At 60.3% G+C, this 26,043-nt stretch carries 28 protein-coding genes; 16 read left to right on the top strand and 12 right to left on the bottom strand.

What is annotated here, in order from left to right:
- Window positions 1-69: 69 nt before the first annotated feature.
- The gene (locus ACIQY3_RS01535; RefSeq protein WP_403016562.1) at window positions 70-693 is read left to right on the top strand and encodes a TetR/AcrR family transcriptional regulator; all 624 of its coding nucleotides are present in this window, start codon (window positions 70-72) and stop codon (window positions 691-693) included.
- Window positions 694-705: 12 nt separating this feature from the next.
- Window positions 706-1,251, top strand: coding sequence for a G/U mismatch-specific DNA glycosylase (mug, locus tag ACIQY3_RS01530; RefSeq protein WP_403016560.1), 546 nt, complete (start codon window positions 706-708; stop codon window positions 1,249-1,251).
- On the opposite strand, the gene ACIQY3_RS01525 is transcribed toward mug, so the two are convergent.
- Entirely contained in the window at window positions 1,210-2,145 is a 936-nt protein-coding gene (locus tag ACIQY3_RS01525; RefSeq protein ID WP_403016558.1) for a Ppx/GppA family phosphatase, read from the bottom strand. The two genes, mug and ACIQY3_RS01525, sit on opposite strands and share 42 nt — an antisense overlap.
- 215 nt (window positions 2,146-2,360) lie before the next feature.
- On the opposite strand from ACIQY3_RS01525, the gene ppk2 reads away from it, so the two are divergent.
- Window positions 2,361-3,254 (top strand): polyphosphate kinase 2, encoded by an 894-nt coding sequence (ppk2, locus tag ACIQY3_RS01520; RefSeq protein ID WP_403017624.1) that lies wholly within the window; start codon window positions 2,361-2,363, stop codon window positions 3,252-3,254.
- Window positions 3,255-3,372: 118 nt separating this feature from the next.
- On the opposite strand, the gene solA is transcribed toward ppk2, so the two are convergent.
- On the bottom strand, window positions 3,373-4,545 hold the full coding sequence (gene solA, locus ACIQY3_RS01515; protein WP_403016556.1) for an N-methyl-L-tryptophan oxidase: 1,173 nt from the start codon (window positions 4,543-4,545) through the stop codon (window positions 3,373-3,375).
- Between the two features lie 143 nt (window positions 4,546-4,688).
- On the opposite strand from solA, the gene ACIQY3_RS01510 reads away from it, so the two are divergent.
- On the top strand, window positions 4,689-6,356 hold the full coding sequence (locus ACIQY3_RS01510; RefSeq protein ID WP_403016554.1) for a diguanylate cyclase: 1,668 nt from the start codon (window positions 4,689-4,691) through the stop codon (window positions 6,354-6,356).
- Window positions 6,357-6,483: 127 nt separating this feature from the next.
- Here ACIQY3_RS01510 and map read toward each other — a convergent pair whose 3' ends face one another.
- Together map and ACIQY3_RS01500 are read right to left on the bottom strand one after the other, a co-directional pair.
- Window positions 6,484-7,284 carry a type I methionyl aminopeptidase gene (gene map / locus ACIQY3_RS01505; protein ID WP_403016552.1) on the bottom strand — a complete coding sequence of 267 codons (801 nt, stop codon included), beginning with the start codon at window positions 7,282-7,284 and terminating at the stop codon, window positions 6,484-6,486.
- Window positions 7,281-7,532 carry a ParD-like family protein gene (locus ACIQY3_RS01500; protein ID WP_403016550.1) on the bottom strand — a complete coding sequence of 84 codons (252 nt, stop codon included), beginning with the start codon at window positions 7,530-7,532 and terminating at the stop codon, window positions 7,281-7,283. Before ACIQY3_RS01500 ends, map begins: the two co-directional genes overlap by 4 nt.
- An 822-nt stretch (window positions 7,533-8,354) precedes the next feature.
- On the opposite strand from ACIQY3_RS01500, the gene ACIQY3_RS01495 reads away from it, so the two are divergent.
- The 3 genes from ACIQY3_RS01495 to ACIQY3_RS01485 all read left to right on the top strand — a co-directional run bounded on the left by ACIQY3_RS01495 (window position 8,355) and on the right by ACIQY3_RS01485 (window position 10,657).
- On the top strand, window positions 8,355-8,723 hold the full coding sequence (locus tag ACIQY3_RS01495; RefSeq protein WP_403016548.1) for a DUF6124 family protein: 369 nt from the start codon (window positions 8,355-8,357) through the stop codon (window positions 8,721-8,723).
- A 317-nt stretch (window positions 8,724-9,040) separates the two neighbouring features.
- The gene (locus ACIQY3_RS01490; RefSeq protein ID WP_403016546.1) at window positions 9,041-9,661 is read left to right on the top strand and encodes a LysE family translocator; all 621 of its coding nucleotides are present in this window, start codon (window positions 9,041-9,043) and stop codon (window positions 9,659-9,661) included.
- A 9-nt stretch (window positions 9,662-9,670) separates the two neighbouring features.
- Window positions 9,671-10,657: a quinone oxidoreductase family protein gene (locus ACIQY3_RS01485; protein WP_403016544.1), complete on the top strand. Its 987-nt coding sequence runs from the start codon at window positions 9,671-9,673 to the stop codon at window positions 10,655-10,657.
- Window positions 10,658-10,676: 19 nt separating this feature from the next.
- Here ACIQY3_RS01485 and ACIQY3_RS01480 read toward each other — a convergent pair whose 3' ends face one another.
- Window positions 10,677-11,558 (bottom strand): LysR family transcriptional regulator, encoded by an 882-nt coding sequence (locus ACIQY3_RS01480; protein ID WP_403016542.1) that lies wholly within the window; start codon window positions 11,556-11,558, stop codon window positions 10,677-10,679.
- Between the two features lie 101 nt (window positions 11,559-11,659).
- On the opposite strand from ACIQY3_RS01480, the gene ACIQY3_RS01475 reads away from it, so the two are divergent.
- Genes ACIQY3_RS01475 through ACIQY3_RS01465 form a run of 3 tightly spaced genes read left to right on the top strand, consistent with a single transcriptional unit; the run spans window position 11,660 to window position 14,456 of the window.
- Entirely contained in the window at window positions 11,660-12,796 is a 1,137-nt protein-coding gene (locus ACIQY3_RS01475) for a fatty acid desaturase (RefSeq protein ID WP_403016539.1), read from the top strand.
- 2 nt (window positions 12,797-12,798) lie between these two features.
- A complete protein-coding gene (locus ACIQY3_RS01470; RefSeq protein WP_403016536.1) occupies window positions 12,799-13,254 on the top strand; it encodes a cobalamin B12-binding domain-containing protein in 456 nt (151 codons plus the stop codon).
- Window positions 13,251-14,456 (top strand): methylaspartate mutase, encoded by a 1,206-nt coding sequence (locus ACIQY3_RS01465; protein ID WP_403016534.1) that lies wholly within the window; start codon window positions 13,251-13,253, stop codon window positions 14,454-14,456. Before ACIQY3_RS01470 ends, ACIQY3_RS01465 begins: the two co-directional genes overlap by 4 nt.
- Before the next feature lie 123 nt (window positions 14,457-14,579).
- On the opposite strand, the gene ACIQY3_RS01460 is transcribed toward ACIQY3_RS01465, so the two are convergent.
- Window positions 14,580-14,915 (bottom strand): hypothetical protein, encoded by a 336-nt coding sequence (locus ACIQY3_RS01460; RefSeq protein ID WP_403016532.1) that lies wholly within the window; start codon window positions 14,913-14,915, stop codon window positions 14,580-14,582.
- A gap of 97 nt (window positions 14,916-15,012) precedes the next feature.
- Window positions 15,013-15,891 carry a LysR family transcriptional regulator gene (locus ACIQY3_RS01455; protein ID WP_403016530.1) on the bottom strand — a complete coding sequence of 293 codons (879 nt, stop codon included), beginning with the start codon at window positions 15,889-15,891 and terminating at the stop codon, window positions 15,013-15,015.
- A 100-nt stretch (window positions 15,892-15,991) separates the two neighbouring features.
- Here ACIQY3_RS01455 and ACIQY3_RS01450 point away from each other — a divergent pair, with 100 nt between their 5' ends.
- Both ACIQY3_RS01450 and ACIQY3_RS01445 read left to right on the top strand, forming a co-directional pair.
- A complete protein-coding gene (locus ACIQY3_RS01450) occupies window positions 15,992-17,383 on the top strand; it encodes an aldehyde dehydrogenase family protein (protein WP_403016528.1) in 1,392 nt (463 codons plus the stop codon).
- Window positions 17,384-17,643: 260 nt separating this feature from the next.
- Window positions 17,644-18,972: a hypothetical protein gene (locus ACIQY3_RS01445; protein ID WP_403016526.1), complete on the top strand. Its 1,329-nt coding sequence runs from the start codon at window positions 17,644-17,646 to the stop codon at window positions 18,970-18,972.
- A 17-nt stretch (window positions 18,973-18,989) separates the two neighbouring features.
- On the opposite strand, the gene ACIQY3_RS01440 is transcribed toward ACIQY3_RS01445, so the two are convergent.
- Window positions 18,990-19,898 (bottom strand): GNAT family N-acetyltransferase, encoded by a 909-nt coding sequence (locus ACIQY3_RS01440; protein ID WP_403017622.1) that lies wholly within the window; start codon window positions 19,896-19,898, stop codon window positions 18,990-18,992.
- A 228-nt stretch (window positions 19,899-20,126) separates the two neighbouring features.
- Between ACIQY3_RS01440 and ACIQY3_RS01435 the strand changes: the two genes are divergently transcribed.
- Window positions 20,127-20,432, top strand: a complete 306-nt coding sequence (locus tag ACIQY3_RS01435; RefSeq protein ID WP_403017620.1) for a panthothenate synthetase — start codon at window positions 20,127-20,129, stop codon at window positions 20,430-20,432.
- Between the two features lie 7 nt (window positions 20,433-20,439).
- Here ACIQY3_RS01435 and ACIQY3_RS01430 read toward each other — a convergent pair whose 3' ends face one another.
- Entirely contained in the window at window positions 20,440-21,861 is a 1,422-nt protein-coding gene (locus ACIQY3_RS01430; RefSeq protein ID WP_403016524.1) for an MFS transporter, read from the bottom strand.
- 145 nt (window positions 21,862-22,006) lie between these two features.
- On the opposite strand from ACIQY3_RS01430, the gene ACIQY3_RS01425 reads away from it, so the two are divergent.
- Window positions 22,007-22,912 carry a LysR family transcriptional regulator gene (locus tag ACIQY3_RS01425; RefSeq protein ID WP_403016522.1) on the top strand — a complete coding sequence of 302 codons (906 nt, stop codon included), beginning with the start codon at window positions 22,007-22,009 and terminating at the stop codon, window positions 22,910-22,912.
- Window positions 22,913-22,940: 28 nt separating this feature from the next.
- On the opposite strand, the gene ACIQY3_RS01420 is transcribed toward ACIQY3_RS01425, so the two are convergent.
- Together ACIQY3_RS01420 and ACIQY3_RS01415 are read right to left on the bottom strand one after the other, a co-directional pair.
- Window positions 22,941-23,138: a hypothetical protein gene (locus ACIQY3_RS01420; protein WP_213940447.1), complete on the bottom strand. Its 198-nt coding sequence runs from the start codon at window positions 23,136-23,138 to the stop codon at window positions 22,941-22,943.
- Window positions 23,139-23,577: 439 nt separating this feature from the next.
- Window positions 23,578-24,219: a TetR/AcrR family transcriptional regulator gene (locus tag ACIQY3_RS01415; protein WP_403016519.1), complete on the bottom strand. Its 642-nt coding sequence runs from the start codon at window positions 24,217-24,219 to the stop codon at window positions 23,578-23,580.
- A 124-nt stretch (window positions 24,220-24,343) separates the two neighbouring features.
- On the opposite strand from ACIQY3_RS01415, the gene ACIQY3_RS01410 reads away from it, so the two are divergent.
- Window positions 24,344-24,769, top strand: a complete 426-nt coding sequence (locus ACIQY3_RS01410) for a hypothetical protein (protein ID WP_403016517.1) — start codon at window positions 24,344-24,346, stop codon at window positions 24,767-24,769.
- 17 nt (window positions 24,770-24,786) lie between these two features.
- On the opposite strand, the gene ACIQY3_RS01405 is transcribed toward ACIQY3_RS01410, so the two are convergent.
- Window positions 24,787-25,482 carry a tRNA (adenine(22)-N(1))-methyltransferase gene (locus ACIQY3_RS01405; RefSeq protein WP_403017618.1) on the bottom strand — a complete coding sequence of 232 codons (696 nt, stop codon included), beginning with the start codon at window positions 25,480-25,482 and terminating at the stop codon, window positions 24,787-24,789.
- Between the two features lie 277 nt (window positions 25,483-25,759).
- Between ACIQY3_RS01405 and ACIQY3_RS01400 the strand changes: the two genes are divergently transcribed.
- A complete protein-coding gene (locus ACIQY3_RS01400; protein WP_403016515.1) occupies window positions 25,760-26,014 on the top strand; it encodes a DUF2790 domain-containing protein in 255 nt (84 codons plus the stop codon).
- Window positions 26,015-26,043: the final 29 nt, after the last annotated feature.

The following is a 26,043-nucleotide window of genomic DNA, read 5'->3' as shown; positions in this document are numbered from 1 at the left end:
GTTCCTTAATTTTGTGCGATGATGTAAGAATATAGACGTACCCACCTTCCATCAAGAGTTTTGTACGACATGGCACAAAAAAAGATCACAGAAGGAAAAGGACGCGGTCGCCCTCGCGCCTATGACCCGCAAACAGCCTTGCAGCAAGCGCTTGGTGTGTTCTGGAACACCGGTTATTCCGGTGCGTCGCTGGACAGCATCGCCACCGCCGCCGGCATGAATCGCCCCAGCCTCTATGCGGCGTTCGGCGACAAACACGCGCTGTACATCAAGGCCCTGGAGCAATATTGGGAATTTGCGGCGGCGGCCATGCACGAGGCGCTGACGGACAGCACGCTGACCTTGAGCGAGGCGTTGATGCGTTTTTATGAAGGGCAGTTGTCGATCTACTTCTCAGGCGAGGGCCAACCCCGGGGCTGCTTTGCGATTGGCACGGCGACCACCGAAGCCGTGGAGGACCAGGAAATTCGCGACGTGCTTTCCGATCGGCTGAGCCGGCTGGATGCCGATCTCGAAATCCGCCTGCAAACCGCCGTCAGCGCCGGCGAATTGAAAGAAGGCGCAGACCCGGCCGCTCTCGCCGTCCTCGCTTCCTCCCTGCTGCACAGCATTTCCATCCGCGCACGGGCAGGCAAATCCCGGGATGAACTGACGGAACTGGCACGCAATGCGGTCAGCGTCATCTGCGGATGAGGGACTTTTAAGGTGGGACTCGAAGACATTCTGGCCGAGCAACTGGCCGTGATCTTTTGCGGCATCAATCCGGGAATGCTGGCCGCCGCGCAGGGGCATCATTTTGCCGGCCGAGGCAATCGTTTCTGGCGCACGCTGCATCTGGCGGGTTTCACGCCAAAAGAAGTGCGCCCGGAAGACGACCGGACGCTCTTGCAATACCAGTGTGGGTTAACCGCTGTGGTTGACCGGCCCACGGCACGGGCGGATCAGCTGTCGCAACATGAATTCGCAGCGGCCGCCGCAGACTTCGAACAGAAGATCACCCGTCATGCGCCACGCTTCGTGGCATTTCTCGGCAAAGCGGCGTACTGCGCGCTATCCGGGCAACGAACAATTGCCTGGGGGCTTCAGCCAAAGACGTTTGGCGGTGCGGCGGTGTGGATCCTGCCCAATCCGAGCGGGCGAAATCTGGCATTCACCCTGGATCAACTGGTCGCCGCGTACCGCCAGCTTAGGGCGGCAATGGACGAACCTTCAGTGCTGGCTCATCAACCCATGCATCACGCCAAAGCGTAAACCCGGTTCGGACGGCGTCATGTGCGAGATGCCAAACACCTTGAACGCGGCCAGCATCACCACCAGGCCACCGGGCAAAATACTCAGCCGATGGGTCTGTAACCCGGCCAGTTTGAGTTGTTTGACGTGCCCTACTTCAAGCAGCCGCAGCGACAGGCGCAACAGCCCGCCATAGGTGATGCCGCTTTGGCCGTCGTCGTTCAGGCCGTTGGCCTTGAGCACTTTGGCCAGCATCCGCGCGGTGCCGGAAGAGCCGATGGTCTGCTGCCAGCCCAGCGCGCGATAACGTCGGGCGACTTTTTCAAACTGCAGCGAAGCCACACGTTCAGCCTCAAGCAACGCCTGGGCGGTGATGCGACCGCCGTGAAAGTAGCGTGAACCGAACGTGCCGCTGCCGATGGCAATGCTCTCGGTCACCAGCGGCTGAGTGCCACGCCCCAGAATCAACTCGGTAGAGCCGCCACCAATGTCCACCACCAGGCGCTGACTCTCGACACCCGGCAACGTGTGAGCCACACCGGCGTAAACCAGATGCGCCTCTTCCTGCCCGGAGATGACATCGATGCGAAACCCCAAGTGACGCTCGGCGCTGGCCAGGAACAGTTGCGCATTCTCGGCTTCGCGCACCGCGCTGGTGGCCACGGCCCTGACGCGGCACGATTCAAAACCGCGCAATTTCTTGCCAAAGCGTGCGAGCGCCTGCCAGCCCCGGTCCAACGCCAACTCATCCAGCGCCCCGCCCTGGAATCCCTCGGCCAGACGCACCGGCTCGCGCAGGGTTTTCACTTCCTGGATGACGAACTGCTGGTTCCGTTTGACCGACTGGCCAATCATCATGCGAAACGCATTGGACCCCAGGTCAATGGCCGCAAACAGAGAGGCGTCTCCTTTCATGGTAGGGATTCCTGGCAGGTTCATTCGCCCACAGTCGGGGCCTTCAAGACGGTTTGCGAAGATCTTGCCATGGCTTAGGTGACACGAAGATGACACCGCCCTACCTCATGTCCTACAGCCTTTTCGTCACCACTTCGTCATATCTCCCGGAATACCATCGTCAGTGCCACCTTCCACGGGAGCCACCCGCCATGCTTTTAAATAACGACACCCTGATGCAGCGGATCCATCGCGAGCTGCTCGACCACAACGACGAAGAGCTGGAGCTGGAGCTGCTGGAGGACGGCCACGACCTCGATGCGATGTTCGACGGACACATGGACGACGGCAGCGAGAAGGAAGAGAGACGACGCTATTTCAGCGAGCTGTTCCGCCTGCAAGGCGAACTGGTGAAGCTGCAAAGCTGGGTGGTCAAGACCGGCGCCAAAGTGGTGATCCTGTTCGAAGGACGCGATGCCGCTGGCAAGGGTGGCGTGATCAAGCGCATTACCCAGCGCCTCAATCCTCGGGTTTGCCGGGTCGCCGCCCTGCCCGCACCGAATGACCGCGAACGCACCCAATGGTATTTCCAGCGCTACGTTTCGCACCTGCCGGCGGCAGGGGAAATCGTGCTGTTCGACCGCAGCTGGTACAACCGCGCCGGGGTCGAGCAAGTCATGGGTTTTTGCAACGCGGATCAGTACGAAGAGTTCTTCCGTACCGTGCCGGAGTTCGAACGGATGCTCGCCCGTTCCGGCATTCAACTGATCAAATACTGGTTCTCGATTTCCGACCAGGAACAGCACCTGCGCTTTCTCAGTCGCATCCATGACCCGCTCAAGCAATGGAAACTCAGCCCCATGGACCTGGAGTCCCGTCGGCGCTGGGAAGCCTATACCAAGGCCAAGGAAATCATGCTCGAGCGCACCCACATCGCCGAGGCGCCATGGTGGGTGGTGCAAGCCGACGACAAGAAGAAGGCCCGCCTCAATTGCATCAACCACCTGCTCGGGCAAATGCCCTATGAAGAGGTGGAACATCCGACAATCGAGCTGCCCCAGCGCGTGCGCCAGGAAGATTATTCCCGCAGCCCGACGCCGCCGGAACTCATCGTGCCGCAAGTCTATTAAGCGTCATCATTCTGTAACCTGACGCCGTCAATACTCAGGTCATACAACGCGTGCTTTTTTTATTGCTGCCTTAACCGGCGGCATTTTTTTGCCCGTAGGTTTTGCGCTGACAGGCGCTTCAACCCTGCCCATCAAAGCGCTTCAACGAAAACGCCGACAGATCAAGATCACTGCTGCCCCGCACGCACCACTGCGCCAGTGCTTCGCCCAACGCGGCGGAATGCTTGAACCCGTGACCGGAACAGGCGGACACCACCAGTGCATTTTTCAGATGCGGATGCTCATCGATGATGAAATCCCCATCCGGCGTAACGGTGTAGGCACACACCGAAGACTTGGCTACACGGGAAGTGACGCCGGCGATCTTGCCGCGCACCTGGGTGTCGAACATCTCATGCGCTTCGGCGTCGCTGACGGTCCGGTCCAGGGTGTCTGGCGAAGACGTCTCGCTGTATTGCTCAGTGGCGACTTTCAGGCTGCCTTCGCCGGGCAACGGCGGAAAGCCGTAGTGCATGTCTTCATCACTTGGCCCGTGGTGCAGGATGAACGTCGGCGAGACCGGGGCAAACCGCGCGTTTTCTTCCAGTTCGAACCAGAACAGCTTCTGCCGGCACACCCGCAGCAAGCGGTCGAAAGGCTGACCCAACAAGTCCCGAGACCACATCCCGGCACTGATTACCACCTTGTCGGCGAGGATCGTACGCTGGTCGGTGGTGACGGTGACGCCCTGCTCGTCCGAGGTGATGTGCGTGACGGTTTCACCCTTGAACAGAGTCGCGCCCAGCGCTTCGGCAAGTTTGAGCTGCACGCCAATGCAGCGCTCCGGACGGACAAAACCGCCCTCCGGCTCGAAGTAGCCGATGGCGCTGTCCAGCACCGGGGAAAACTGCGGGAAGCGCTGGCGGATCTGCGTCGCCGACAGCCGCTCATGTGCGATGCCGTTGGTGTGGGCGAGTTGCAGGGTGCGATGGGTGAAGTCCGTGGCGTCCTGCGCGTCATAGTCGGGGTTGGAGGTCATGACCAGCACGCCGCACTGTTCGAACAGCGACTCGCCCGACAGCGCTTCGAGTTCACGCCAGATTCTGTGTGAGTTGCGAACGATGGGCAGGTAAGCGGCACCTTCGCCGACCGAGAGCCGGGTGATGCGCGTATCCCCATGGCTTGAGCCTTGAGTGTGCGGGGGATGATAACGATCGACGCCGATCACCTTGACCCCGGATTTCGCCAGTTGATACGCCGTGGCGGCGCCCATTGCGCCCAAACCGAGAACCGCTACTTCACACCGTTCCATCGACTCGCCTTCCAAAAAAATCACCTGTTAAGCGCTCAACCCTATGACATTCACCGGTTGAAAATCCAGACGCCTGTGCGCACTGGCAGTAGACCCGCCATTACGCATACCATGCCGCCATTCCAAAAACGGCGGACACGTCCATGTTCAAAGCAAGCCTGCGTAGCCACCTGACCCTCTGGTTTGCCGGTCTGTCGCTGCTCACATTAATGAGCGTGGGCTTTTACGTCGGCCACATCGCCACCGAGCAGATGAAGCAGGCAAGCGGCAATGCGCTGTTGAGCACCGCCAAATCAGCGGCCGAGCTGTTGGGTGCGCAATTGCGTGAACGCCAGCTCGAAGTGTCACTGCTGAGCCGAGCGCCGCTGTTGAAGCGTGGCAACCTGGACGATCCGGACATCCTGACCTCGATGGAACTGCGCACTCAGTCCCGCGCCGAATACGCCTGGATGGGCGTGGCCGATGCCGACGGGCGTGTGCGGCAAGCGGTGAACGGGCTGCTGGTCAATCAATCGGTGAAGGAGCGCCCGTGGTTTCAGGCCGGACTGCGCGGTGACTACACCGGCGATCCCCACGAAGCGGTGTTGCTCGCCAAGCTGTTGCCGGGAAGTGCCAGCGGCGAACCGTTGCGGTTCATCGATTTCGCCGCGCCGATCCGCAATGCCCAAGGCCAGGTGATCGGCGTACTGGGCGCCCACGCTCACTGGAGCTGGGTGACGAAGATTGTGGATGCCGCCGTGTTGCAAAAAGGGACGGCGCCGGAAATCGAGGCGTTGATCGTCGATCACGACGGCAAAGTGCTCTACCCCGAACAGCTCGCCGGGGAGCAACTGCCCAATCTGCCGGGGACAGCGAAAAACCCCGGCGTCGCGCCGGGCTGGTCGGTGGGCCACGGTTACTTGACCAGTGCGGTCGCGGTGCCAACACCTTCGAGTGCAGGGCTGGCGTGGTACATCGCGGTGCGGCAACCGCTGGATATCGCCCTTCAGCCTGCGCGGGTGCTGTTTTACAAGCTGCTGGCGCTTGGAGTGTTGGCGGCGGTGATTTTCGGCCTGGTGGCGTATTACCTGGCGCTGCACCTCAGTCGCCCGATCGAGCAACTGGCGCGGGCAGCCAGGCAGGTACGTGAGCAGCAACCCGATGTCGCCTTCCCGGTGCATCATTCCGTGCGGGAAATCGACCAACTGGTGCAGTCCATCCAGGGCATGACCCAGTCCTTGCTCGGCAAGGAGCGCGAGTTGCAGGAGGCCAATACTTCGCTGGAAGCCACGGTCGCGCAGCGCACGGCCGCCCTCACCCGGGCCAATGCCGACCTGCTGAAACTGGCGACCCACGATGGGCTGACCGGTGTGTTCAACCGCCGGCGATTCGATGAGAAGCTGGCCGAATGCAGCCTGCTGTTCAAACGCACGGGACGTCCGTTCGCGCTGCTGTTCATCGACGTCGACCACTTCAAGCGCATCAACGATACCCATGGCCATGCCATCGGCGATGAAGTACTGGAACAACTGGCGAAGCTGATCCAGCACAACACCCGCGCCACCGACTTCGTTGCTCGCTACGGTGGTGAGGAGTTCGCCGTGCTGTTGCCGGAAATCGAAGAGCCGGAAAGCCCGGACGTCGTCGCCGAGAAGATTCGCGCGGCGATTGCCGAGGCGCGTTTTGCCACGGTCGGCCAGGTCACCGTGAGTATCGGCGTCGGCCTGGCCGAGCTGTCGGACAGCAACACCTCGACGCTGATCAGACGTGCCGATCAGCAGTTGTACCAAGCGAAAGGCGCGGGACGGAACCGGGTGTGCAGCACAGCGTAAAGGCTCAAGCCTGACTGCGTTTTCCCTGTGGGAGCGGGCTTGCTCGCGAAAGCGGTGGGTCAGTTAACGATGATGTCGACTGACACGGCCCCTTCGCGAGCAAGCCCGCTCCCACAGGGGGATCGGTTTACGGGACTGGATAGCCTTCAACCTGATCCGGCCAGGAGGTCAGCACTTCGAAGCCGTCGTCAGTGACCGCCACCATGTGCTCCCACTGCGCCGACAACGACAAATCCTTGGTCACCACCGTCCAGCCATCGGCCAGGGTTTTGACGTGGCGCTTGCCGGCGTTGAGCATCGGTTCGATGGTGAAAATCATCCCGGTCTTCAGCTTCAAGCCCTGGCCTGGAAACCCGTAATGCAGGACCTGCGGCTCATCGTGATAGACCTTGCCGATGCCATGCCCGCAGTACTCGCGCACCACACTGAAGCCGTCGCGCTCGGCGACGCTCTGGATCGCGTGGCCAATATCGCCCAGCGTTGCGCCGGGGCGGACGACGCGGATACCGGCGCACATCGCTTCATAGGTGGTCTGCACCAGGCGTCGCGCTTCCGGGCTTGGTTCGCCGACGAAGTACATGCGGCTGGTGTCGCCGAACCAACCGTCCTTGACCACGGCGATATCGATGTTGACGATGTCGCCGTCCTTCAACACCTGGGCCGACGGAATGCCGTGACAGACCACTTCGTTGACCGATATGCACACGGTTTTCGGAAAGCCGTGGTAACCGATATTGCCTGCAACGGCTTTCTGCACGTTGACGATGTAGTCGTTACAGAGCCGATCGAGCTCGTTCAACGTGACCCCGGCCTTGACGTGGGGCGTGATCATCGCCAGCACTTCTGCCGCCAGTTTGGCGGCCACGCCACTTTGGACGATTTGCGCCGGGGTATTGATCACCACGTCGGTCTTGATTGCGCGGTTCATTGCACGGCTCCTGCGCTGGCTTGCGACTCATCGGCGAGTGCGCACACCTGTTGTAAATCGAGGCCACCGGCCTGCTCGGCACGAATCAGCAAGCGGCAGATGTCGTGGTGATCCAGGTCGGGGTACAACTCGGCGAGCATGCCGATGCGCATCCAGTGCTCGGCCTGGGCGTTGATCGAGCGACTCAGCGCATTGCTGGCGACGCGCAGATTCTCGTGCATGTCTTCTGAAATTTTGACGATTCCCACAGATTCCATCCAATACGAAGTGTATATGAATCGTATACTAGTTGAATCGTCAGGGAGACCGCAAATGCCGATAGCGTTTTTCCGTCCTGCGGCGCTTTCGCTTGGGCACAATCGATCTAAAAACACTGGCCCAGGCCTGGGTCTTTTTGGCTATTCTGAAATAGTAGGTGAAGACGCAGACTGATGCGCAAGAGGATAGCGAGGAAGCGTGGGGCGCGCTCCGAAGGGTACACGGTTAGAAAGATCTCCGCGCTGAGATCCAGCCCTTATGCCGTGTGAGGCAGTGAAGCACATCGCTTTGCTGTGAGAGGCCTGATAAATCTCGTAAGCCGGAGACCAGCACCGGCCACCTACTCAAATTCCAAAGCCCGCCTTGTGCGGGCTTTTTTGTGCCTGCAACGTCCCCACGGAGGCGGCAACCCCATCAAAAACGGATCAAGAATGCCCAGCTTTTAATGCGCATAAACATGTTTAACGACAAGCGTTTAACGACACCCGGTGTTACGTCATAAGAGGCTACAACACCTTGCGTCGTTACCTACGCGTGCGCCAGAATTCGCCGGCTTGTGCGCTTTGACCCCGGTCTTTATCGTTTCCCTGCCACTGCTCATCAGTGGTCGGGTTTAGTCGCCCGGTGGTTATCGGTAAGGTGCATAAGCGCCATTCAGTCTGGTCATTCTATGCCTGAACTTGATGGTGGTTGTGCGCAGGGCGCCCTTGGGCGCGCCGGGCTTGCTGATTCCACCGGTCGACTAACCTGCGTACAGCCGCCACCCTCTTTTAGTCGAGAGCGGTAGCGGCCCCAACTCAGGAATCAGATCTATGTTCAAAGTAACGCCCAACCCCCCGCACACCGGTCCAGTACCCTACGACGCCTCTCTTGATCTTGACCCCAAGAAAATGAAAGCGGCGGCCGACCGCGCACTCGATTTCTACCTCAACCCCGGGGCGACGAAAACGCAGATACCGCCCCGCAGGTCCGGCACCTTCCTCACCATCGACGCAGCGGTGGATGACGAAACGTTGCTGGTCGAGGCCTACGAGTCGCTGTCATCGTCCCGCAAAATGGTCAACGACCTCGCCGAGATGGAAGACGGCCCGCGACGCCATACGATGCTGGTGCTGCATCGGTCACTCCTGATCGGTGAGCTGGCGCTCAATCGCGTACTGGACAACCACAAGCCTGGGTAGCAGCCAGGCACTGTAGGAGCGAAGCTTGCTCGCGAAGGCGTCGTGTCTGACACACCGCGTCATCGTTCTTCGCGGGCAAGTCGGATCGCCGCACCGCTCGCTCCTACACCACCACCCGCTCACCCGCCCCCTAGCGGCGACACCCTCAAAAACACCCGCCCATCCCACGCCTCAAACGCAAAGCCATCAGCACCACGCTGGCCGTAACCCTTCCCCCAATTCTGAAAAATCGCTTTGCATTCTTGGCCATAACCTTAACGGCAGCTGCGAATTAGACTGGCCCGCGTGCAGTCCTCGCTGCGATTAAGGAAGAAAACGTGCAAGACATTTTCAGCATCAACTGGCTGCTCTGGCTGTCCACCATGGCGCCGCTGACCCTGAGTGCAGGCCCCGGCAACCTGATGGTGGCGACCTCTGGCGCTCAGAGCGGTGTTCGCCGTTCGGTCCGGTTTATCGTCGGGCTCGACATCACCTACTTCCTGCTCGCCGTGCTGGTGGGGCTGGGGCTTTATCACACGCTGATGAACAACCCGACCCTGGTCTGGCTGCTGCAAGTGGTCGGCAGTTTCTACATCCTGTGGCTGGGGGTGCGGCTGCTGCGCCGTCCGTTGAAAGCCCCCGACGACAAGAGCCTGCACCTGCAATTTCGCGACGGCATCGTTGTGCAACTGGGCAACGTGCAAGGGATCGTGATGTTGCTGGTGATGTTCTCCACGTTTGTGCCCACCGGCGACACCAGCAGCAGCGTCGTGCTGATCCTCAGCGCCGCGCTGATCTCATTGAATTTTTTCTCTCACGTCATCTGGGTATCGATGGGCTCGACTGTCCAGAAACTGATCCGGGCACGGCCCAGGCTACTGGCCTTTCAGAACGCAGTCTTCGGACTGATGCTGATCGCCGTCGCGGTCTGGATTTTCCTGCGTACCGGCTCACTTTAAGGAGCACCAATGACTCGCACATACGGAATTGTCTTCGCCGCCCCCGGTGAACCGGAAGTCCTTGAACCGCGTGAATATGATCTGCGCGCCCCAGGCCCCGGAGAGATCACCGTCGCCATCGAAGCTGCGGGCGTGAACTTCATTGATCTGCATCGTCGCTCTGGCGTACTGGAGGACGGCTCGCTCTTCCCCCGGGGCCTTGGCATGGAAGGCGCGGGCCGGGTCGTCGAATGTGGACCGCAAGTGTATGGCTTCGAACCCGGCGACCGGGTGGCGTTCGTCGACAGTTCGACGGGAAGTTACGCCAGCCATGCGGTGCTGCCGGCAGCACGGGCGATCCGCCTGCCCGATGATGTGTCATGCGAACTCGCCGCGTCATTGATGTTCAAGGGACTGACCGCCGAATACCTGACCCATCGCTGCGTACCGCTCAAACCGGATGACTGGGTGCTCTGGCACGCGGCGGCAGGCGGGGTCGGCAGTATTGCCACGGGTTGGTTGGTCGCACGGGGCGTGCGCGTGATTGGCCTGGCTTCGACCGAAGAAAAAAGGCGCCAGGTGCTGAACGCCGGTTGCATCGCCGCTCTGGATGCCGAAGCACCGGGGGCGCACTCGTTCATTCGTGAATTGACCGAGGGCAAGGGTGTTCACATCGTGTTCGACTCCGTCGGTAACGCCACCGTGGAGCTGTCTTTGGCCAGCCTGCGCCAGCGCGGTCACCTGGTGCTGTTTGGCAACGCCTCCGGCGACGTGACCGGTTTCAATCTGTCGCGGCTCGGCCACTTGGGCTCATTGCATGTGACACGACCGTCCTTGAAACACTACATCGGCCAGGACCATGATCTGGCCGCCGCCTCCGACCGGGTCCTGCTGGCGTTGGCCGACGGCGCGATCCGGCCGCCGCAGGTGACGCGGTTGCCGCTCTGCGAGGCCGCACAGGCCCATCGCAGGGTCCAGGACCGTCAAACCCAGGGCTCACTGATCCTTGTGCCCTGATCGCCCGGCACTACGGTCGCTAAAATATTTTGGTGGTTCGGCTGTGGAACAGGCCCGTCAGATAATCCATCACCCGATCAACCCGGCCAATGCCCTGGGTTGCCTGGTTGCGCAGCAGCCAGATATCCGAATGGCGCGAGGGCCTGTCGGGTAGCACCTGTCGCAGACCCAACCGGTGCCCGACATAGGCTGGCAGCGCAGCGATGCCAAGATTCGCTTCGACAGCCTTGAGCTGGGCATTGAGGTTGGACACACGCATCCACAGCCTCTGGTCACCACTCACTTCTCTCAACCATCGGGCGAGCGGCATATAGGACATCTCTTCGGTCCAGCCGATCAGGTAGTGGTGCTTCAACTCCCCAGGCTCCGTCGGCAGGCCATAGACCGCGGCATAGCCTTCGGAACAGAACAGGCTCTGCACGAGGGTGCCGACCCGGCGCATGGTGAAGTTGCCGTTATCGGGCCGGTGCAACCGGACAATGATGTCGCTCTGGCTTTGCGTCAGTTTTGACGACACCGCCGAATTCATGAAGTCAAAACCGATCCCCGGATACTGTTCGCGGAACTCGGTCAGCCCGGGAATGATCAAGTGCGTGCCCATCAGCTCCGGGCAATCGATACGCACCTGCCCCGCCATCCGTTCACCGGGCTGCGACATCTGCCGTTCAATGAGCTTGAAGCGTTCCTCTGACTCCAGCGCCAGCGGCAACAACGCCCGCCCGGCTTCGGTCAGGAAATAGCCATTGGTCTTCTTCAGGAACAACACCGTACTGAGCGATTCCTCCAGCCCGGCAATCCTTCGCGACACGGTCGACGCCGAGACTTTCAGGGCGTTTCCCGCCTCCGTCACGTTGTTTGACTTTGCGACAAAGATAAAAACCTTCAGATCGTCCCAGTTCATGACATACCCAAAAATGGAAAACCGATCCCCACCTATTTCCGTTCGAAATAATAGGGGGTCACGTTAATTTTTTCGCATCGAGCAACAATGAGGATACGGAGATGATTCGTCACTCGATGCGCGCCCTTCCAGGGTTTATGCAACCTTTCTTGAGCTGGCTCACGGCCAAGCCTCTGCCTGAAGATATCAATCAGGTCCGCCGGTTGAAACCGGTTCACCATATTCTTGTGTCGGCGGGATTAATCGCCTTCGGCGTGATGTTGTCCGGCATCGGTTACCTGTACGGCAGCCCTGGTCCCTGGTTGTTGGGGTTTGTCGTGGCGACCGGTGGCATCAAGCAAATGCAAGTCATGATCTGCCATAACTGCGCCCATGACATGGTGTTTGAACAGCGAGAGTGGAATCTGCGACTGGGCCGGCTTATCTCCGGCGTGCTGATGCTCAAGCCGTTCGATATCTACAAGCACGAACACACGCTGCATCACAGCTCCAGAACCCTGCTGACCGACGATGACGACACCCTGTCCTACCTGCAAGGCGTGGTGGGGTTAAAACCCTCCGACAGCATCGCCATGATGTGGGCCAAACTGGTGACCACTGCGATGTCGCCGTTAGTGATGCTGCGCGCTGCCTGGGGGCGCTTGAAAGCGACCGCAACCGCGCCAAACAGAGCCGTATCCGCATTGACGCTGATCTTCTGGACGACCCTCGCGTGGCTGGCCGTAGCCCTTGGGCACTTCGATCTCTTTGTGATGGCATGGGTGATACCGGTATTCGCCGGCTATCACATCAGCACCACGTTCCGCCTGGCGGCCGAACACACCTGGCCCGGCATTGATGTGCTGGAGCGGCGTGGTATCGACTTCATTTGCGAAAGCACGACCGGCGTGTTCATCGGCGAAGAACTGCGCATACCGGACGGTGCCGGTGGTGTTCGACGCGGCGCTCATATCGGCCTGTGGCTGATCAAGATGCTGGGTTTCCACTTGTTTATCCGTCTGTTCGTGATGGTCGGCGATACGCCGTGTCACGACTACCACCACCGTCGCCCGAGATCGAAAGACTGGCCCAACTACATCACGGCACGGGAGCGGGACAGGCTCGAAGGGGCTCACCCGTTTCCCACCAACTACACCGACTACTGGGGCTACATCCACGCCGTCACAACGAACTTTCGCAAGTTCCAGCAGGCACTTCCGTATTACGCAGACCGGCTGGCTACCACAAAGGGTTTCTAACCATGGCGTTCAACAAAACTGTTCTTCTGACGACCGTTTCCTCGGACTCCCATAGCTGGAACCTGGTGTTCATGGAGTTCCTGCTCAATGACTTTGGCTACAAGGTCGACAACATGGGGCCCAACACGCCGATGGACGAAGTGATTGAGCGGCTGCATCGCCGCGGTTACGCGATGGTCGTGGTGAGCACCGTCAACGGCCACGGCTACATCGAAGGCGCTGAGCTTGCACGGCGTATCCGCAGCGAGACGAATCACGCAGAGGCGCTGTATATCGGCGGCAAGATCTGCACTGAAAATGACGCGGGGACCATTGCCCGGCACAGCGATACGCTGATGGCTGCCGGTTTTGACGGGGTGTTCGACGACAGCGTGGCGAGCAGCTTCGACGCCTTTCAGGAACTGGTCACCGCACAGCTGTACCCAACGCACAATCTGGAAAAACGGGTCGCCCGATGATCGACTTCAACCGCCACGTCCTCGAACGGTACGACTCACACGGCCCGGTCCTGCAACCGCGAATGGGCTTCAGCTGCCCGGCCCGGATGCAGGCCGGGCTGGAAGCCACGGCGGCCAGCCGCGCAAATACCGTGTGCACCATCACCCTCGATGCCTTCACGCGGGTGAAGGATCTCGACGCGGCGCAGCGGGCCATTGATAGCGGCGCCATGCTCAACGGCTATCCGATCGTCAATCATCCGGCGGCCCAGACCCGCGCCATGCTCGGGCAGATTCATGCCCGCTATCGGCTGCCGGTGCAGATTCGGCATGGCTCTCCCGACCCGCTGCATATCTTTGAGCGCATGGTCGAGATCGGCTCGGCCACCACCGAGGGCGGGCCGCTTTCCTATTGCCTGCCCTACAGCCGCACGCCGTTGCGCCAGGCATTCGGTCATTGGGAAAAAGCCTGCCGGGTGCTGGCCGGTGGTGTCGAGCACAGCCATATCGAAAGCTTCGCCGGCTGCATGATGGGGCAGATGTGCGACCCGGCCATCCTGGTTGCACTCAACATTCTTGAAGGGTTGTTTTTGCGTGCCAACGGGATCGAGACCCTGTCTTTTTCCTACGCCCAAGGTACGTCGCCCGTACAGGATCGTGCGGCGGTGACGGCCCTGCAGCAACTCGCCGCCGAGTTCTTTGCGCCGGGCAGTTATCACTTCGTGGGGTATGTGTTCATGGGTTTTTTCCCGCGTACTCTGGGCGGGTTCTGTCGGATCACCGGCGATGCGCTGGGCATGATCCGCGCTACCGGCGTGCAGCGGGTGATCATCAAGACCCCGGTGGAATCGCGCCGCATTCCCCGGGTCGAGGAAAACATGGCCGCGCTGGAATATGCCGATTATTGCCTGCGTACCGAGGGTGTCTTGCCGAACATTCCGTTCGACGCGCAAGAACATGCGCGCATCCTCAACGCCGCCAAACGGCTGATCGAGGGCACGCTGACGCGCGATACCCACCTGTCGGAAGCGATTCTGGATGCGTTCGACAGTGGTTTCCTGTCGATCCCCTACTGCCTGCACCCGGACAACAAACGGGGCGCCGGCACCGTGGTCACCGCGCAAAACTATTACCACGGGTTCGAGGGCGAACGAGTGGAAAATGCCTTCTCGTTCCTGGCGGCACTGCGGCACAACATCCGTACTTACGACGCCGTGCTCTGATTCACACCACACCCTAATGTGGGAGCGGGCTTGCTCGCGAATGCGCTGTATCAGTCAACCTTTAAGCTGAATGACACACCGCATTCGCGAGCAAGCCCGCTCCCACAGGTTTTTGAGCTGTGCTTACTGAACGGTTTTCAGCTTGATCACATCACCCGAAACTTTGGTGGTGTAACCGGTCAGGACGTAGGCCCAGAACCAGTTTTCCTGCACCTGGGTGTTGATCATCGCGTCGCCGCCCTTGGCTTTGATCGCTGCGTCTTGAGCGCGAACAAAACGGTTGTTGTGCTTGATCGGGATGCAACCAAACAGCAGCATGCCGGTGGCCGTGGCTTCACTGTGGCCCAGGACGGTGTATTGGCTGCTGTCATAGTGTTGGGTGTTCATCGGGGTACCGGTGCAACCTGCCAGAACCAGACCGAACATTGCGACGGCGACCATTTTGCTGAGGTAATTCACTGTGTAACTCCATTAGAAAACGCACGGGATCCGTCTCCCGAGCGGCGCGTACTCTAACGAAGGTGATAGCTAATAGATATCACTTTTTGGCGCCCCCTCAGACCGCTTCCTGCACCACGCCTCGCTCCTCCAGCAAACGCACAAACATGGTCAGGCTTTGCGACACCGTGCCCCGACGCCACACCAGCCAGGTACGCAAATATCGGAACGATTGCGACAGCGGCCAGACACTCACCGTGGTGCAGCCGGGCATGCTTTCGAGCATGCTGCGGGGCATCAGCGCCAGACCCGCACCAGCGCTGACGCAGGCGAGCATGCCGTGATAGGACTCCATTTCGAAAATCTTGCCGGGCACCGAAGCGTCCTTGCTGAACCAGCTTTCGAAGTGATGCCGATAGGAACAGTTGGAGCGGAAGGCGTAGATGTTCTCGCCGTTGACGTCTTGTGCGCGATGGATCGGCGCATGGTTGAGCGGCGCGATCAGCACCATTTCTTCCTCGAACGCCGGCACGCCTTCCAGCGCCGGGTGCAGGACCGGTCCGTCGACAAACGCGGCGGCCAGTCGCCCGGACAGCACACCGTCAATCATCGTCCCGGAAGGTCCGGTGGACAGGTCCAGCTCAACCTTGGCGTGCTTCTGGTTGTAGGCGGCCAGCAACTCCGGAATCCGCACCGCCGCGGTGCTTTCCAGCGAGCCCAAGGGAAACGATCCCTGGGGTTCTTCGCCCGCAACCGTCGCCCGGGCTTCCTGAACCAGATCAAGAATGCGCCGGGCGTAATCGAGAAAACTCCACCCGGCCGGCGACAGGCGCAAGCGGCTTTTCTCGCGGATAAACAGGTCCACGCCCAGGTCCTGCTCCAGCTGCTTGATCCGCGTTGTCAGGTTCGACGGCACCCGGTGAATGTGTTGAGCCGCCGCGCTGATGCTGCCGTGCTCGGCGACAGCCTTGAAAATTTCGAGCTGGACCAGATCCAAGTCATTCTCCAAACGTGAACGTTACGCTCAGTATTATTCAGTTTCCAGAAAACAACCACCCCCGTAACCTGAGCGCATCCCCACCCAGCAGGACGGTGCCATGAACCCGATTTCCAGTCTCACCCACGCCATTTCGATCAACCCCGTCAACGGCGAGCAGATCGGCCACTACGCTTTTGAATCCGCCGCGCAACTGGATACCGCCCTCGCCCGTGCCGCCAGCGGCTTCTCGGTCTGGCGCCGTACGCCCGTCGATCAGCGCTCGCAATTGCTCATCGCCTTGGCCCGGACACTGCGCGAAGACGCAGAAAAACTGGCGCGCGTGATCACCCTGGAAATGGGCAAGCCCACCAACCAGGCCCGTGGCGAAATCGAAAAGTGCGCGCAACTCTGCGAGTGGTACGCCGAACACGGTCCCGCGATGCTGACTGCCGAGCCAACCCTGGTTGAAGGCAGCAAGGCGCGCATCGAATACCGTCCGTTGGGCCCGATTCTCGCGGTGATGCCGTGGAACTTCCCGATCTGGCAGGTGCTGCGGGGTGCCGTTCCGGCGCTGATCGCCGGCAACACTTATGTGCTCAAGCACGCTCCCAACGTGATGGGCTGCGCCTACCTGCTGCGTGATGCCATCCAGCGCGCCGGATTTGCCGAAGGTGTGTTTGAAGTGATTAACGTCACGCCGGACGGCGTGTCCACGGCGATCGCTGATCCACGCATCGCCGCCGTGACCCTCACCGGCAGTGTGCGCGCCGGCATGGCCATCGGTGCCCAGGCCGGTGCAGCCTTGAAGAAATGCGTGCTGGAACTCGGCGGCTCCGATCCGTTCATTGTGCTCAACGATGCCGACCTCGATGACGCGGTCAAAGCAGCGGTGATCGGCCGTTACCAGAACACCGGGCAAGTCTGCGCGGCCGCCAAGCGCCTGATTGTCGAGCAAGGTGTGGTCGAGGAGTTCACCCGCAAGTTTGTCGAAGCGACACGCCAACTGGTGGTCGGCGATCCACTGTCCACCGACACCTACATCGGCCCCATGGCCCGTTTTGATCTTCGCGATGAACTGGATCAACAGGTGCGCGACACCCTGGAAGAAGGCGCGACCTTGCTGTTGGGCGGCCAAAAGGCTGAAGGCCCCGGCAACTACTACGAGCCGACCGTGTTCAGCAATGTCACCGACCAGATGACCTCGTTCAAACAGGAACTGTTCGGCCCGGTGGCCTCGATCATCACCGCCCGCGATGCAGACCACGCACTGGCGCTGGCCAATGACAGCGACTTCGGGCTGACGGCGACGATCTACACCCGCAATCTCGAACTGGCCAAACAGATTGCCGACGAACTGGAAACCGGTGGCGTGTTCATCAACGGCTACAGCGCCAGCGACCCACGCGTCACCTTCGGCGGCGTAAAGAAAAGCGGGTTTGGCCGTGAACTGTCGCACTTCGGCGTGCGCGAATTCTGCAACGCGCAAACCGTTTGGCTGGATCGTCGCTGATTGCATCGTTAAGCCCGGGGGCGTTCGGTTCCCGGGTTTATAGACGTCACGTCACTTCAAAATGCAGCAGTCCAGAATCGGACTTCTCATCCGTAATTGGCATTATTCAAAAACAACCTAATGTGGACGGATCGCAGTCTGGACTAACCAAGTTCTATTGCTAGTGTTACTCATGTAGTGCACTCGTTCTGCCTTCCTGTTAACTACAACCTGAACAGTCGAAACAAGAACCGGGATTTATTTACTTTCGGAGAATACCGATGAGTAAGGCCACGGAAGGTAGACGCAGAACTTTTCTACTCAAAGAAACCCACTGGAGACCTCGGTGGCGGTGTCTGTTCCTGACCAGCATTTTGTTGGCCATCAATTTTCTCGGATGGCTGTTCATGCTGCACATAGCCGGGCTCAGCGGTGAAATCCTGCTGTTTGTGTTGGTGCTGGGGGCCTTTACCACAGCGCTGTGTGGCGCCCCACTCATCATTTTCCTGAGCCTGGGTTGGTTTACTCGCTACAGCGAATTCCAGAACAGTTTGAAAGGCGGCGCCTTGGTGGCCTATTTGCAACGCTTTTGGTCGCCCAGCCTCATTCATTCACTCGAAGATGAAAAGTTGCTGAAGCCCGATGATCCGGATTGGCGAACCTGCGCTGATAAAAACCCATTGTTATGTGAGCGTTTATTTGCGCGGATTTACCATGAGCAATATGGGTTGGTGCCGTTTGTAGTGCCTTTCACTATTCTTTTGTCGATGGCTTATGCAGGGGCAGCCTTGTTGGGCTCCAACTATCTAAAGCAGGACTGTGCGCACTCGCTGCAACTGTTATGTGTCTATGACGTGGGGCGCCCACTGTTACTTAGTTCTCTGGCGGGTGCCTTCATGTTTGTCGTCAGCGACTCCGTGCTCGGTATCCGGCGCAAGTCGCTGAACATTTCCGATGTGTATTGGTACGCCCTGCGTCTGTTCCTGGCGATTCCGCTCGCCATGGTGATTGCAAGCGCCAGTCCGACAGGAGTCCATGTTGCCCTCGCCTTTGCCTTGGGCACCTTACCCGTCGATCCGCTAATGAAGGTCATCCGCAGACTCGGCTTCCCGCAACTGACCGCAGAGGACAGGGAGGGTGGCAGCTCGGACAAGTTGCTGGTCCTTGAAGGCGTGACACTGCCCGTGGTGGCGACCCTGGAATCAGAGGGCATCAACTCCACCGAACAAGTGGCCGCGGCCGATCCGGTGTTGCTTTCAATCCGCACCGGGTTCCCGTTCAGGTTCACCTTGCGCCTGGGCTCTCAAGCCATCGTACGGCGCCATCTGGGTCAAAACGCAGCCCAGCTGATCGACGTGGGGCTGGCCGACGTCGTGCCGATTTACCTGCTGGTGAGGGCGCTCGATCCGCTGACGGCGCCTTCCGCCAATGGTCCGTTTCCACTGATCGAAGCGCCCGATGTCATCGTCCAGACGGCTGCCAAACGGCTGTTTCCAAATTACGATGACACGGAGCGTCAGGCCGTGACAAAAATGAAGTTCCGTCAAATTGCCGCGGAGGAATACACGGTAATGCTGGCGCGGATTACGCCGCCCGATACGGGGTTGTAGCTCACCTGCTCGCCCGATCAGATTGACGGGTTGCCCGGCGCCGGTCGCACAAACCATTGCCCGGTAATCCGTCCGCCCCACTGCTCTTCTTCTTGCTCCTGCTCCAGGGTGAAGCCCACGTCTTCATACAGTTTGCGCGCTGCATCCAGGCCCTTGAACGTCCACAGCCGCGTCTCACGAAAACCCCACTCGTCACAGAACTTGATGGCCTCGGCCAACAGGCGTTTGCCGACGCCTTTGCCCCGGGCGCTGTCATCCAGAATGAAACAGCGCAACACCGCGCCGCCGCCCTCGGCTTCGCCGTCGATGGCGATCGAACCGACAATGCGCTGGCCGTCCAGCGCTGCCCACACCTCGTTGCGAGGGTTGTGCAGTCGCCCCATCAATTCGGCCATGTCGGTGGCGACCAGACTTTCGAACGGCTGACCGAAATTCGCGTACCGCGCGTAGTAACTGGCATGCATTTCGACAATGCGACCGATGATGCCGGGCCGGTAGCCCCGTGCAATCTTCAGCGCCGCCGTGGGCGGTTCTGTACCGAGTCGCTGGGATTGCAGGGCTGCGGCGTAATGCCCCAAGCCTTCGCTCACTGACTGTTGTTGCGCCGGGTTCAGATGCGTCATGGCAGCACCGACCCGTTGGGTGGCGAAGGCGTCCACTGCGCGCAAGGTGTGCCGACCTTGATCGGTCAGCTGCAGCTTTTTCGAGCGCGCGTCCTGCTCATTCGGCACCTCTTCGATTTCACCCGCTTCGATGAGCTTGCGCACCATGCGACTGACGCTGGATTTTTCCAGGCCCAGCAGCGTGACCAGTTCTACGGCGGTCAGCGAATCGCGATTGCCCAGTTCCACAATGGTGTGCACGGATGACGGCGGATAGTCCGTCGCCGCCAGCGTGGCCTGCATGAAGCCCAACTCACGCACCATCAGGCGCGACGCCGAGCGAACGTGGTTAATCAAGTCGGAATCGATCACGGTGCACACCTCGTGGAAAACGATGATTTAGTTGTATCGCACAACAAAATAATCGTCAATTGAGGATCGCCTCGCAATGACCGTCCGTAACCCATTCCAGGGTCGCTCTTTCGCTTAACTATCCTTAGTTTGGAGCAAGGATCTTGATAGGGAGCAGCCACTTCAACCGAGAATCGAATGATGAAAATGCTACTGACGGTCGAGTTCCCCCACGAACCCTTCAATACCCTGGTGCGGGCCGGAAAAGTCGGCGAAATCATCGGTCGGGTGCTGGAAAGCCTTAAACCCGAAACGGTTTACTTCACGGAGCAAGACGGCATGCGCGGGGGGATTTTGCTGATCGACGTGCAGGACGCCTCGGAAATCCCGCGTTTTTCCGAACCGTTTTTTCTCCACTTCAACGCCAACTGCAAATTCCGTATCGCTATGAGCCCGCAGGATCTGCAAAAGGCCGGACTGGAAGCGCTCGGCAAAACCTGGGGCTAAGGCGTGATCACGTCGCCTTTCGCCCACGACTTGCCAATGCAATGGCGAGCGCTGCGACGATCAACACAGCGGCCACCACAAACGTAATGCGCATACCAGTGGCGACGGCTTCGGGGGCCGCCGTGGTCAGGTCCGTCGCCGCCGAAGCCAGGGCAAACACCGCGCCGATCACCGAGGCGCCGGTGATCAGCCCGAGGTTGCGCGACAAGCTGAGCAGGCCGGACATCACACCGCGCTGGTCCGCCGGCACGTCCACCATCACCAGCGTGTTGTTGGCGGCCTGGAACAGTTGATAGCCGGGCGTCAGGACGACAATAGCCGCGACGTAACCCGCCACGCCGAACAGCGCCGGGAGCACGGACAGCGCAAGTGAACCCGCCGCCATCGCCATCAGCCCGATGATAACCATCGTCGGCGCACCAAAACGATCGACTACGCGTCCCGCCGGAAAGCCGCTCACTGCCGAAATGATCGGACCGATCGACATCACCACCCCGACGACGGCCAGGTTGAGCCCCAAGCCACGGGACAGGTAAAACGGCCCGACCACGAGCGTCGCCATCATCACCGTCGATACAAACAGGTTGCTGGCGAGGCTGCCGCTCAGCGCCAAATCGCGGAACATCCCCAGGCGAATCAACGGTGACGCCACCCTCGCCTCGACGAAAACAAAGACCCCGCCGCCCACGACAGCCGCCAGCAACAGCATCCCATTGAGTACGCCGAAACTGCCGTGGCCCAGGGTCATGGCGAGTGCATAAGCCGCGAGTGTCAGCGCCAGCAGTAATGTGCCCAGAGGGTCGAAACCGCTACGACCGGTTTTCGGCCCGCGACGATCAGCAGGCAGGTACAAATACGCGAGAGTGAACGTCAGGATCCCCAGCGGCACGTTGATCAGGAAAATCGCCTGCCAACCAAGCCCGGCGATCAACACGCCGCCCAGCGAAGGCCCCAGCGCCGTGCCGATGGCCGACATCGTCCCGAGCAATCCCATGGCGCTACCGGTCCTGGCCTTCGGCACCGTTTCGCCGATAAACGCCAGGGTCAGCGCCATCATGATCGCCGCGCCCAGACCTTGTACTGCGCGGGCGGCGATCAACAGCGAAAGCTTGGGCGCCAGGCCGCACAACGCGGAGGCCACTGTGAACAGAACGATGCCGATCAGCAGCAACCGGCGGCGACCCATGAGGTCACCGAGCCGTCCGACACTGACGATCAACGTGGTCATCGCCAGCAGATAGGCGAGGACGATCCATTGCACGTCCTGAAAGGACGCGCCAAACGCCTGGGCCAGCGCCGGCAACCCAACATTGGCAATGCTGGTGCCCAGGGATGACAGCAGCATCGACAACGACAGGCTGGCGAGCACCCAGTGTACTGACGGTGTCCGTCGCGCACTGGCGACGAGGGTGTGATCTGGAGAGGTCATGGGCGTGAGTTCCTTGGCTGGCAACTCCCGAAACGGAGCTTTGAAAAGCCTACGGCGTCGGCTGACAAGGCGGAAGACGCACCGTTTGCACATTACTTGTGCGTCTGACGCGCTATCCCGATGGCGCCTGTGCTAACGTCGAACCATGTCGATGCCCGATTTCAACCTGCTTATCACTCTTGATGTTCTGCTCGCGGAAGGCAGCGTCACGCGCGCGGCCCAGCGCCTGCGGCTGAGCCCGTCGGCGATGAGCCGGGCGTTGGCGCGCTTGCGGGAAACCACTGGCGATCCACTGCTGGTGCGGGCCGGTCGCGGCCTCGTGCCTACACCTCGGGCGCTCGAATTGCGCGAGCGGGTCAGTCAACTGGTCCAGGACGCCGAAGCGGTGTTGCGCCCTGTCGAGCAGCTCAATCTGAAACAGTTGGTGCGCACCTTCACCGTGCGCACCAGTGACGGTTTTGTCGAAACCTTCGGCCCGGACCTGCTGGCTCGCATCGGCGAAGAAGCGCCGGGCGTGCGGTTGTTGTTCGTGCAGAAACCGAACAAGGACAGCACGCCCCTGCGCGACGGCAGCGTGGACATGGAAACCGGCGTGGTCGGCCAGTCGATGGCGCCGGAAGTGCGCGCACAAGCGCTGTTCAGGGATCGATTTATTGGCGTCGTGCGTCAGGAACATCCGCTGAGCGAGGGCGAAATCACTGCCGCCCGTTATGCCGCCGGCCGGCACATCGGCGTGTCGCGACGGGGTCCGGAAAAAGGCCCGGTGGCCATTGATGACGCCTTGAATGCACTCGGGCTGGAACGGGAAATCGTCACCCTCGTCGGCGGCTTTTCCACCGCCCTGGCGCTCGTCCGCGCCTGCGACCTGATCGCCAGCGTTCCGGAACGGCATACCGCCAGCCTGCGCGCCGGCCTGCACAGTTTTGCCCTGCCGCTGTCGATCCCGCCGATCACCGTGTCATTGCTCTGGCATCCACGGCTGGACGCCGACCCGGCGCATCGCTGGTTGCGCGGGTGTATTCGCGATGTGTGCGCCGGGCCGCTGCTGTAGTGCGTGGTGATGCATTCAAATAACCGGCTTATTCACCGGTACCGCCCATGCACTCTGCGGTGGCGGCAAGTGACGTTCCGGCCTGCTGGACAAGCTTGCGCCACTCGTCGCTCGTGATGAGGTCGGCACGCTCCATGTCGTCAGCCCGCCTCAACAACCTGAAGTACTTGTCCTCTGGGTTTATTTGGTTTTCAGTCAAGGCGAATAGCTTGCGCCAGGCTGTCATGACGAGTCTTCGCTGCGCCTCTCTCATCGGAGCCCCTATTATTGGTCTTATTGAGGGTAGAGGTTAGACCGTCAGTAGCGTTCCATATGATGGCACGCCATGCGACCAATGGTGGCGGTACGCCATGAACATGAAGGCATTCAGAGGAAAAGGGGGATGCAACACGACTAGCTGTGAAGAGCGAGCGAAGGAGAAAAGGGATCAATGAGCCCGATGCACTTGCGCGAGCAGTTGGCCAAAGTCGCAGCTACGTCTCCCTGTATTAGCAACCAGGCTCATTGATCATTGCCCAGCTCAATGTTGGGCTTATTTCCATTTCACCAATGGAGACGATGCAGTGGTCACGCGAATCGCGGCCATGCCCTGATTTTTTATCAAGGTTACTTTTGCCTGTCTAATAACCTTTTGCCTCGGCTTTATAGGCTAATGAACTACCGGATCAGCGCGCCTGTTTATCTTCCGCCAACGCTTGGCGAACCAGCGCCCGAGCGGCCCAGGCCGTCGCGTCGAGGGATTCTTCGACGCTTGCGCGGCTGATATCCCGCACAGCGATCACCGCCTCGGTGCCCATGACGATCGACAGCGCCTGCTTCAGCCGTTTGCGCGCCCGGGGGGTGAGCACGTCCTTCAGCGAATCGACGATCGGCTCGATGTAGCTCATGCGTCGGCCCGGTCGCAAAGGTGTCTCGCGGGACTCGCTTTCGAGCCACACCGTCATGAACGAGCGCTCCATCACGTGCAGGCCGATCTCGTCGTCGATCAAGACCTTGTTCAATGCGCTCGCCGCCCGGCCAATGCCCTCGACCGCATCGTCCCCCGGCGTCCAGAAGGTCTCCAGCGGCTTGATGTCGCGATCGGCCGTGGTCTCGCTGATCAACGCTTCCAGAGTGGGGAAGTAGCGATACGCCGTGGCGCGGGACACCATTGCGCGCTCCGCCGCCTGCGCAACCGTCGGCTGGTGGCCTTCGTCGCGCAAGGCGATAGCGGCATCGATCAGCGCCTGCCGCGTGCGCAGTTTTTGGTTAGCGCGACCGGGTGAATTGCCGTCGGTGCTGGACGGGCTTGACTTCGAAATTGTCATGGAATATATGAGACTCTGTCTATTCATGAGACACAAGTCTCATAATAGGCACATCGGCCACCCACCGACAAGCGGTCGATATTTCAACATCTGAGCGCGCCTCAGGGCGCATGAGGTGAATGCCATGAATCACAACCTCCGTTCGCGAACCTGGTTTCGGCTCGCTGCCGTTTATTTTGCCCTTGGCGTGGTGATGGGTGTGGCGATGGGCGCTTCCGGCGACCACTCGCTCTACGCGGTACATGCCCATGTCAATCTGTTGGGATGGGTGTCGATGGCCCTGTTCGGCATCATCGGCACAGCGCACCCGTCCACCACCGAAGGGCGCGTGGCTGCGGCGCAGTTCTGGACCTACAACCTTGGCGTCCCGGTGATGCTCGGCGCGCTGACCCTGCGCCTCAAGGGCTTCCCGTCCGTCGAGCCCTTGATAGCCGTCGCGTCGATCCTGATTGGCGTCAGCGTGCTGCTTTTCGCCTGGCTGGTGTTCTCGCGCATTGGTGTAACGGTGGAGGGTTTGAGCAACTCGCGGCGCGAATCCCGTGTGTCATAACGCGCACAGATCCGCACTCAAGCCAGCAACTCAGTAATCCACCGCGCCTGCCGGGCGACGTCCTGCATCTTCTCCTCAGGCACGGCCTGCCGTGCCTGGGCGAAATTGGTCAGGGTCTTTTGTTTCTCACGCAGGATGCGCTGCCACTTGGCCAGGAACACCGGGCTGCGGGCCTGCATTTGCAGCGGGCCGAAGTACAGTTGCTCGGCGGTGTACGCCACCGGCCCGGCGCGCTCGGCGATGATGATTTCGTAGTCGAAGCGGTTTTCCCGCAGCAGCTCCTCGCAGAGGATGCGGTAGCCATTTTCCATCAGCCATTGGCGCAGGGGCTGCTCGCCGCCGTTGGGTTGCAGGATCAGGCGTTCCTGGCCGCTGAGGTGCGTTTTGCCGCTGTCGAGGATATCGCGGATGGTCTCGCCGCCCATGCCGCAGATGCTGATCGCCGTGATCCCGTCTTCCGGCTCGATTGCCGCCAGGCCATTGGCCAGGCGCACGGTGATCCGTTGCTCCAGGTCGTTCTCGCGCACGGTGCGTTCGGCCGCGCGGAACGGCGTCAACGCCACCTCCCCCGCCACCGCCGCCGTGATGGCGCCACGGCGCATCAATGCCACCGGCAGGTAGCCGTGATCCGAGCCGATATCGGCCAGGCGCGCACCGGCCGGCACATGTGCCGCCACGCGTTCCAGGCGCATGGACAATGTGTGTTCGTTCAACTGCAACCCCTTTTCACCACGAACGCCCGGCATCGTTGGCCGGATCGGGGCGAGACTGTGTCGAGCAACGCCGTGCATGTCAAATTCCTGCGACCGGGGCCACTGAGCCAAGTGCGGTTTCGTATCCCAATGTATCCGACGCCCCGCCAGACATCTTCAGCCTTAAAAGCCGTGGTTTGCGACACATGGCAGATACCTCGGATCGATTAAATGGGTTCCATCGAGACAAGACGACTTGCCTCACACCAACAACCCATTAGCGCTTGAGGAAATCATCATGAACTGGAGCAAATTTTTCGCCGCCGGCTTCTTCGCTGTCCTGAACGTTGCAGCGTTCTCGGCCCATGCCGATGTCACAAACGAATCCCAGGCCCGCACTCACCTGGATATCAAGCAAGTGATCTCGATCGTCGACAACAGCGGCGGCAACTGCGGCATCGTGAATGCCCGCATGACTTACCTCGATTCCAGCGGCACGCAAAAAGTACTCGATTACAGCAAATTCGCAGAGTGCGGCAATCAGGGAAGTTGAGGGTCTACACGCATTATCCTGCTGAAGGG

Origin of the sequence: Pseudomonas sp. NPDC096950 (assembly GCF_044762525.1) — a bacterium.
GTDB lineage: Bacteria > Pseudomonadota > Gammaproteobacteria > Pseudomonadales > Pseudomonadaceae > Aquipseudomonas.
This window is presented reverse-complemented; position numbering and strand designations above follow the sequence as displayed.

What these genes read in the sequence shown, in the direction of transcription:
- ACIQY3_RS01480 (WP_403016542.1), bottom strand. Translation starts at nt 11,558, where the DNA reads ATGAACTGGGACGATCTGAAGGTTTTTATCTTTGTCGCAAAGTCAAAC.
- ppk2 (WP_403017624.1), top strand. Translation starts at nt 2,361, where the DNA reads ATGCAGCGGATCCATCGCGAGCTGCTCGACCACAACGACGAAGAGCTG.
- ACIQY3_RS01445 (WP_403016526.1), top strand. Translation starts at nt 17,644, where the DNA reads ATGAGTAAGGCCACGGAAGGTAGACGCAGAACTTTTCTACTCAAAGAA.
- ACIQY3_RS01440 (WP_403017622.1), bottom strand. Translation starts at nt 19,898, where the DNA reads ATGGTGCGTGAGTTGGGCTTCATGCAGGCCACGCTGGCGGCGACGGAC.
- ACIQY3_RS01510 (WP_403016554.1), top strand. Translation starts at nt 4,689, where the DNA reads ATGTTCAAAGCAAGCCTGCGTAGCCACCTGACCCTCTGGTTTGCCGGT.
- ACIQY3_RS01400 (WP_403016515.1), top strand. Translation starts at nt 25,760, where the DNA reads ATGAACTGGAGCAAATTTTTCGCCGCCGGCTTCTTCGCTGTCCTGAAC.
- ACIQY3_RS01415 (WP_403016519.1), bottom strand. Translation starts at nt 24,219, where the DNA reads ATGACAATTTCGAAGTCAAGCCCGTCCAGCACCGACGGCAATTCACCC.
- ACIQY3_RS01425 (WP_403016522.1), top strand. Translation starts at nt 22,007, where the DNA reads ATGTCGATGCCCGATTTCAACCTGCTTATCACTCTTGATGTTCTGCTC.
- ACIQY3_RS01430 (WP_403016524.1), bottom strand. Translation starts at nt 21,861, where the DNA reads ATGACCTCTCCAGATCACACCCTCGTCGCCAGTGCGCGACGGACACCG.
- ACIQY3_RS01475 (WP_403016539.1), top strand. Translation starts at nt 11,660, where the DNA reads ATGATTCGTCACTCGATGCGCGCCCTTCCAGGGTTTATGCAACCTTTC.
- ACIQY3_RS01410 (WP_403016517.1), top strand. Translation starts at nt 24,344, where the DNA reads ATGAATCACAACCTCCGTTCGCGAACCTGGTTTCGGCTCGCTGCCGTT.
- ACIQY3_RS01495 (WP_403016548.1), top strand. Translation starts at nt 8,355, where the DNA reads ATGTTCAAAGTAACGCCCAACCCCCCGCACACCGGTCCAGTACCCTAC.
- ACIQY3_RS01485 (WP_403016544.1), top strand. Translation starts at nt 9,671, where the DNA reads ATGACTCGCACATACGGAATTGTCTTCGCCGCCCCCGGTGAACCGGAA.
- ACIQY3_RS01435 (WP_403017620.1), top strand. Translation starts at nt 20,127, where the DNA reads ATGAAAATGCTACTGACGGTCGAGTTCCCCCACGAACCCTTCAATACC.
- ACIQY3_RS01470 (WP_403016536.1), top strand. Translation starts at nt 12,799, where the DNA reads ATGGCGTTCAACAAAACTGTTCTTCTGACGACCGTTTCCTCGGACTCC.
- ACIQY3_RS01450 (WP_403016528.1), top strand. Translation starts at nt 15,992, where the DNA reads ATGAACCCGATTTCCAGTCTCACCCACGCCATTTCGATCAACCCCGTC.
- solA (WP_403016556.1), bottom strand. Translation starts at nt 4,545, where the DNA reads ATGGAACGGTGTGAAGTAGCGGTTCTCGGTTTGGGCGCAATGGGCGCC.
- ACIQY3_RS01465 (WP_403016534.1), top strand. Translation starts at nt 13,251, where the DNA reads ATGATCGACTTCAACCGCCACGTCCTCGAACGGTACGACTCACACGGC.
- map (WP_403016552.1), bottom strand. Translation starts at nt 7,284, where the DNA reads ATGAACCGCGCAATCAAGACCGACGTGGTGATCAATACCCCGGCGCAA.
- ACIQY3_RS01535 (WP_403016562.1), top strand. Translation starts at nt 70, where the DNA reads ATGGCACAAAAAAAGATCACAGAAGGAAAAGGACGCGGTCGCCCTCGC.
- ACIQY3_RS01420 (WP_213940447.1), bottom strand. Translation starts at nt 23,138, where the DNA reads ATGACAGCCTGGCGCAAGCTATTCGCCTTGACTGAAAACCAAATAAAC.
- ACIQY3_RS01525 (WP_403016558.1), bottom strand. Translation starts at nt 2,145, where the DNA reads ATGAAAGGAGACGCCTCTCTGTTTGCGGCCATTGACCTGGGGTCCAAT.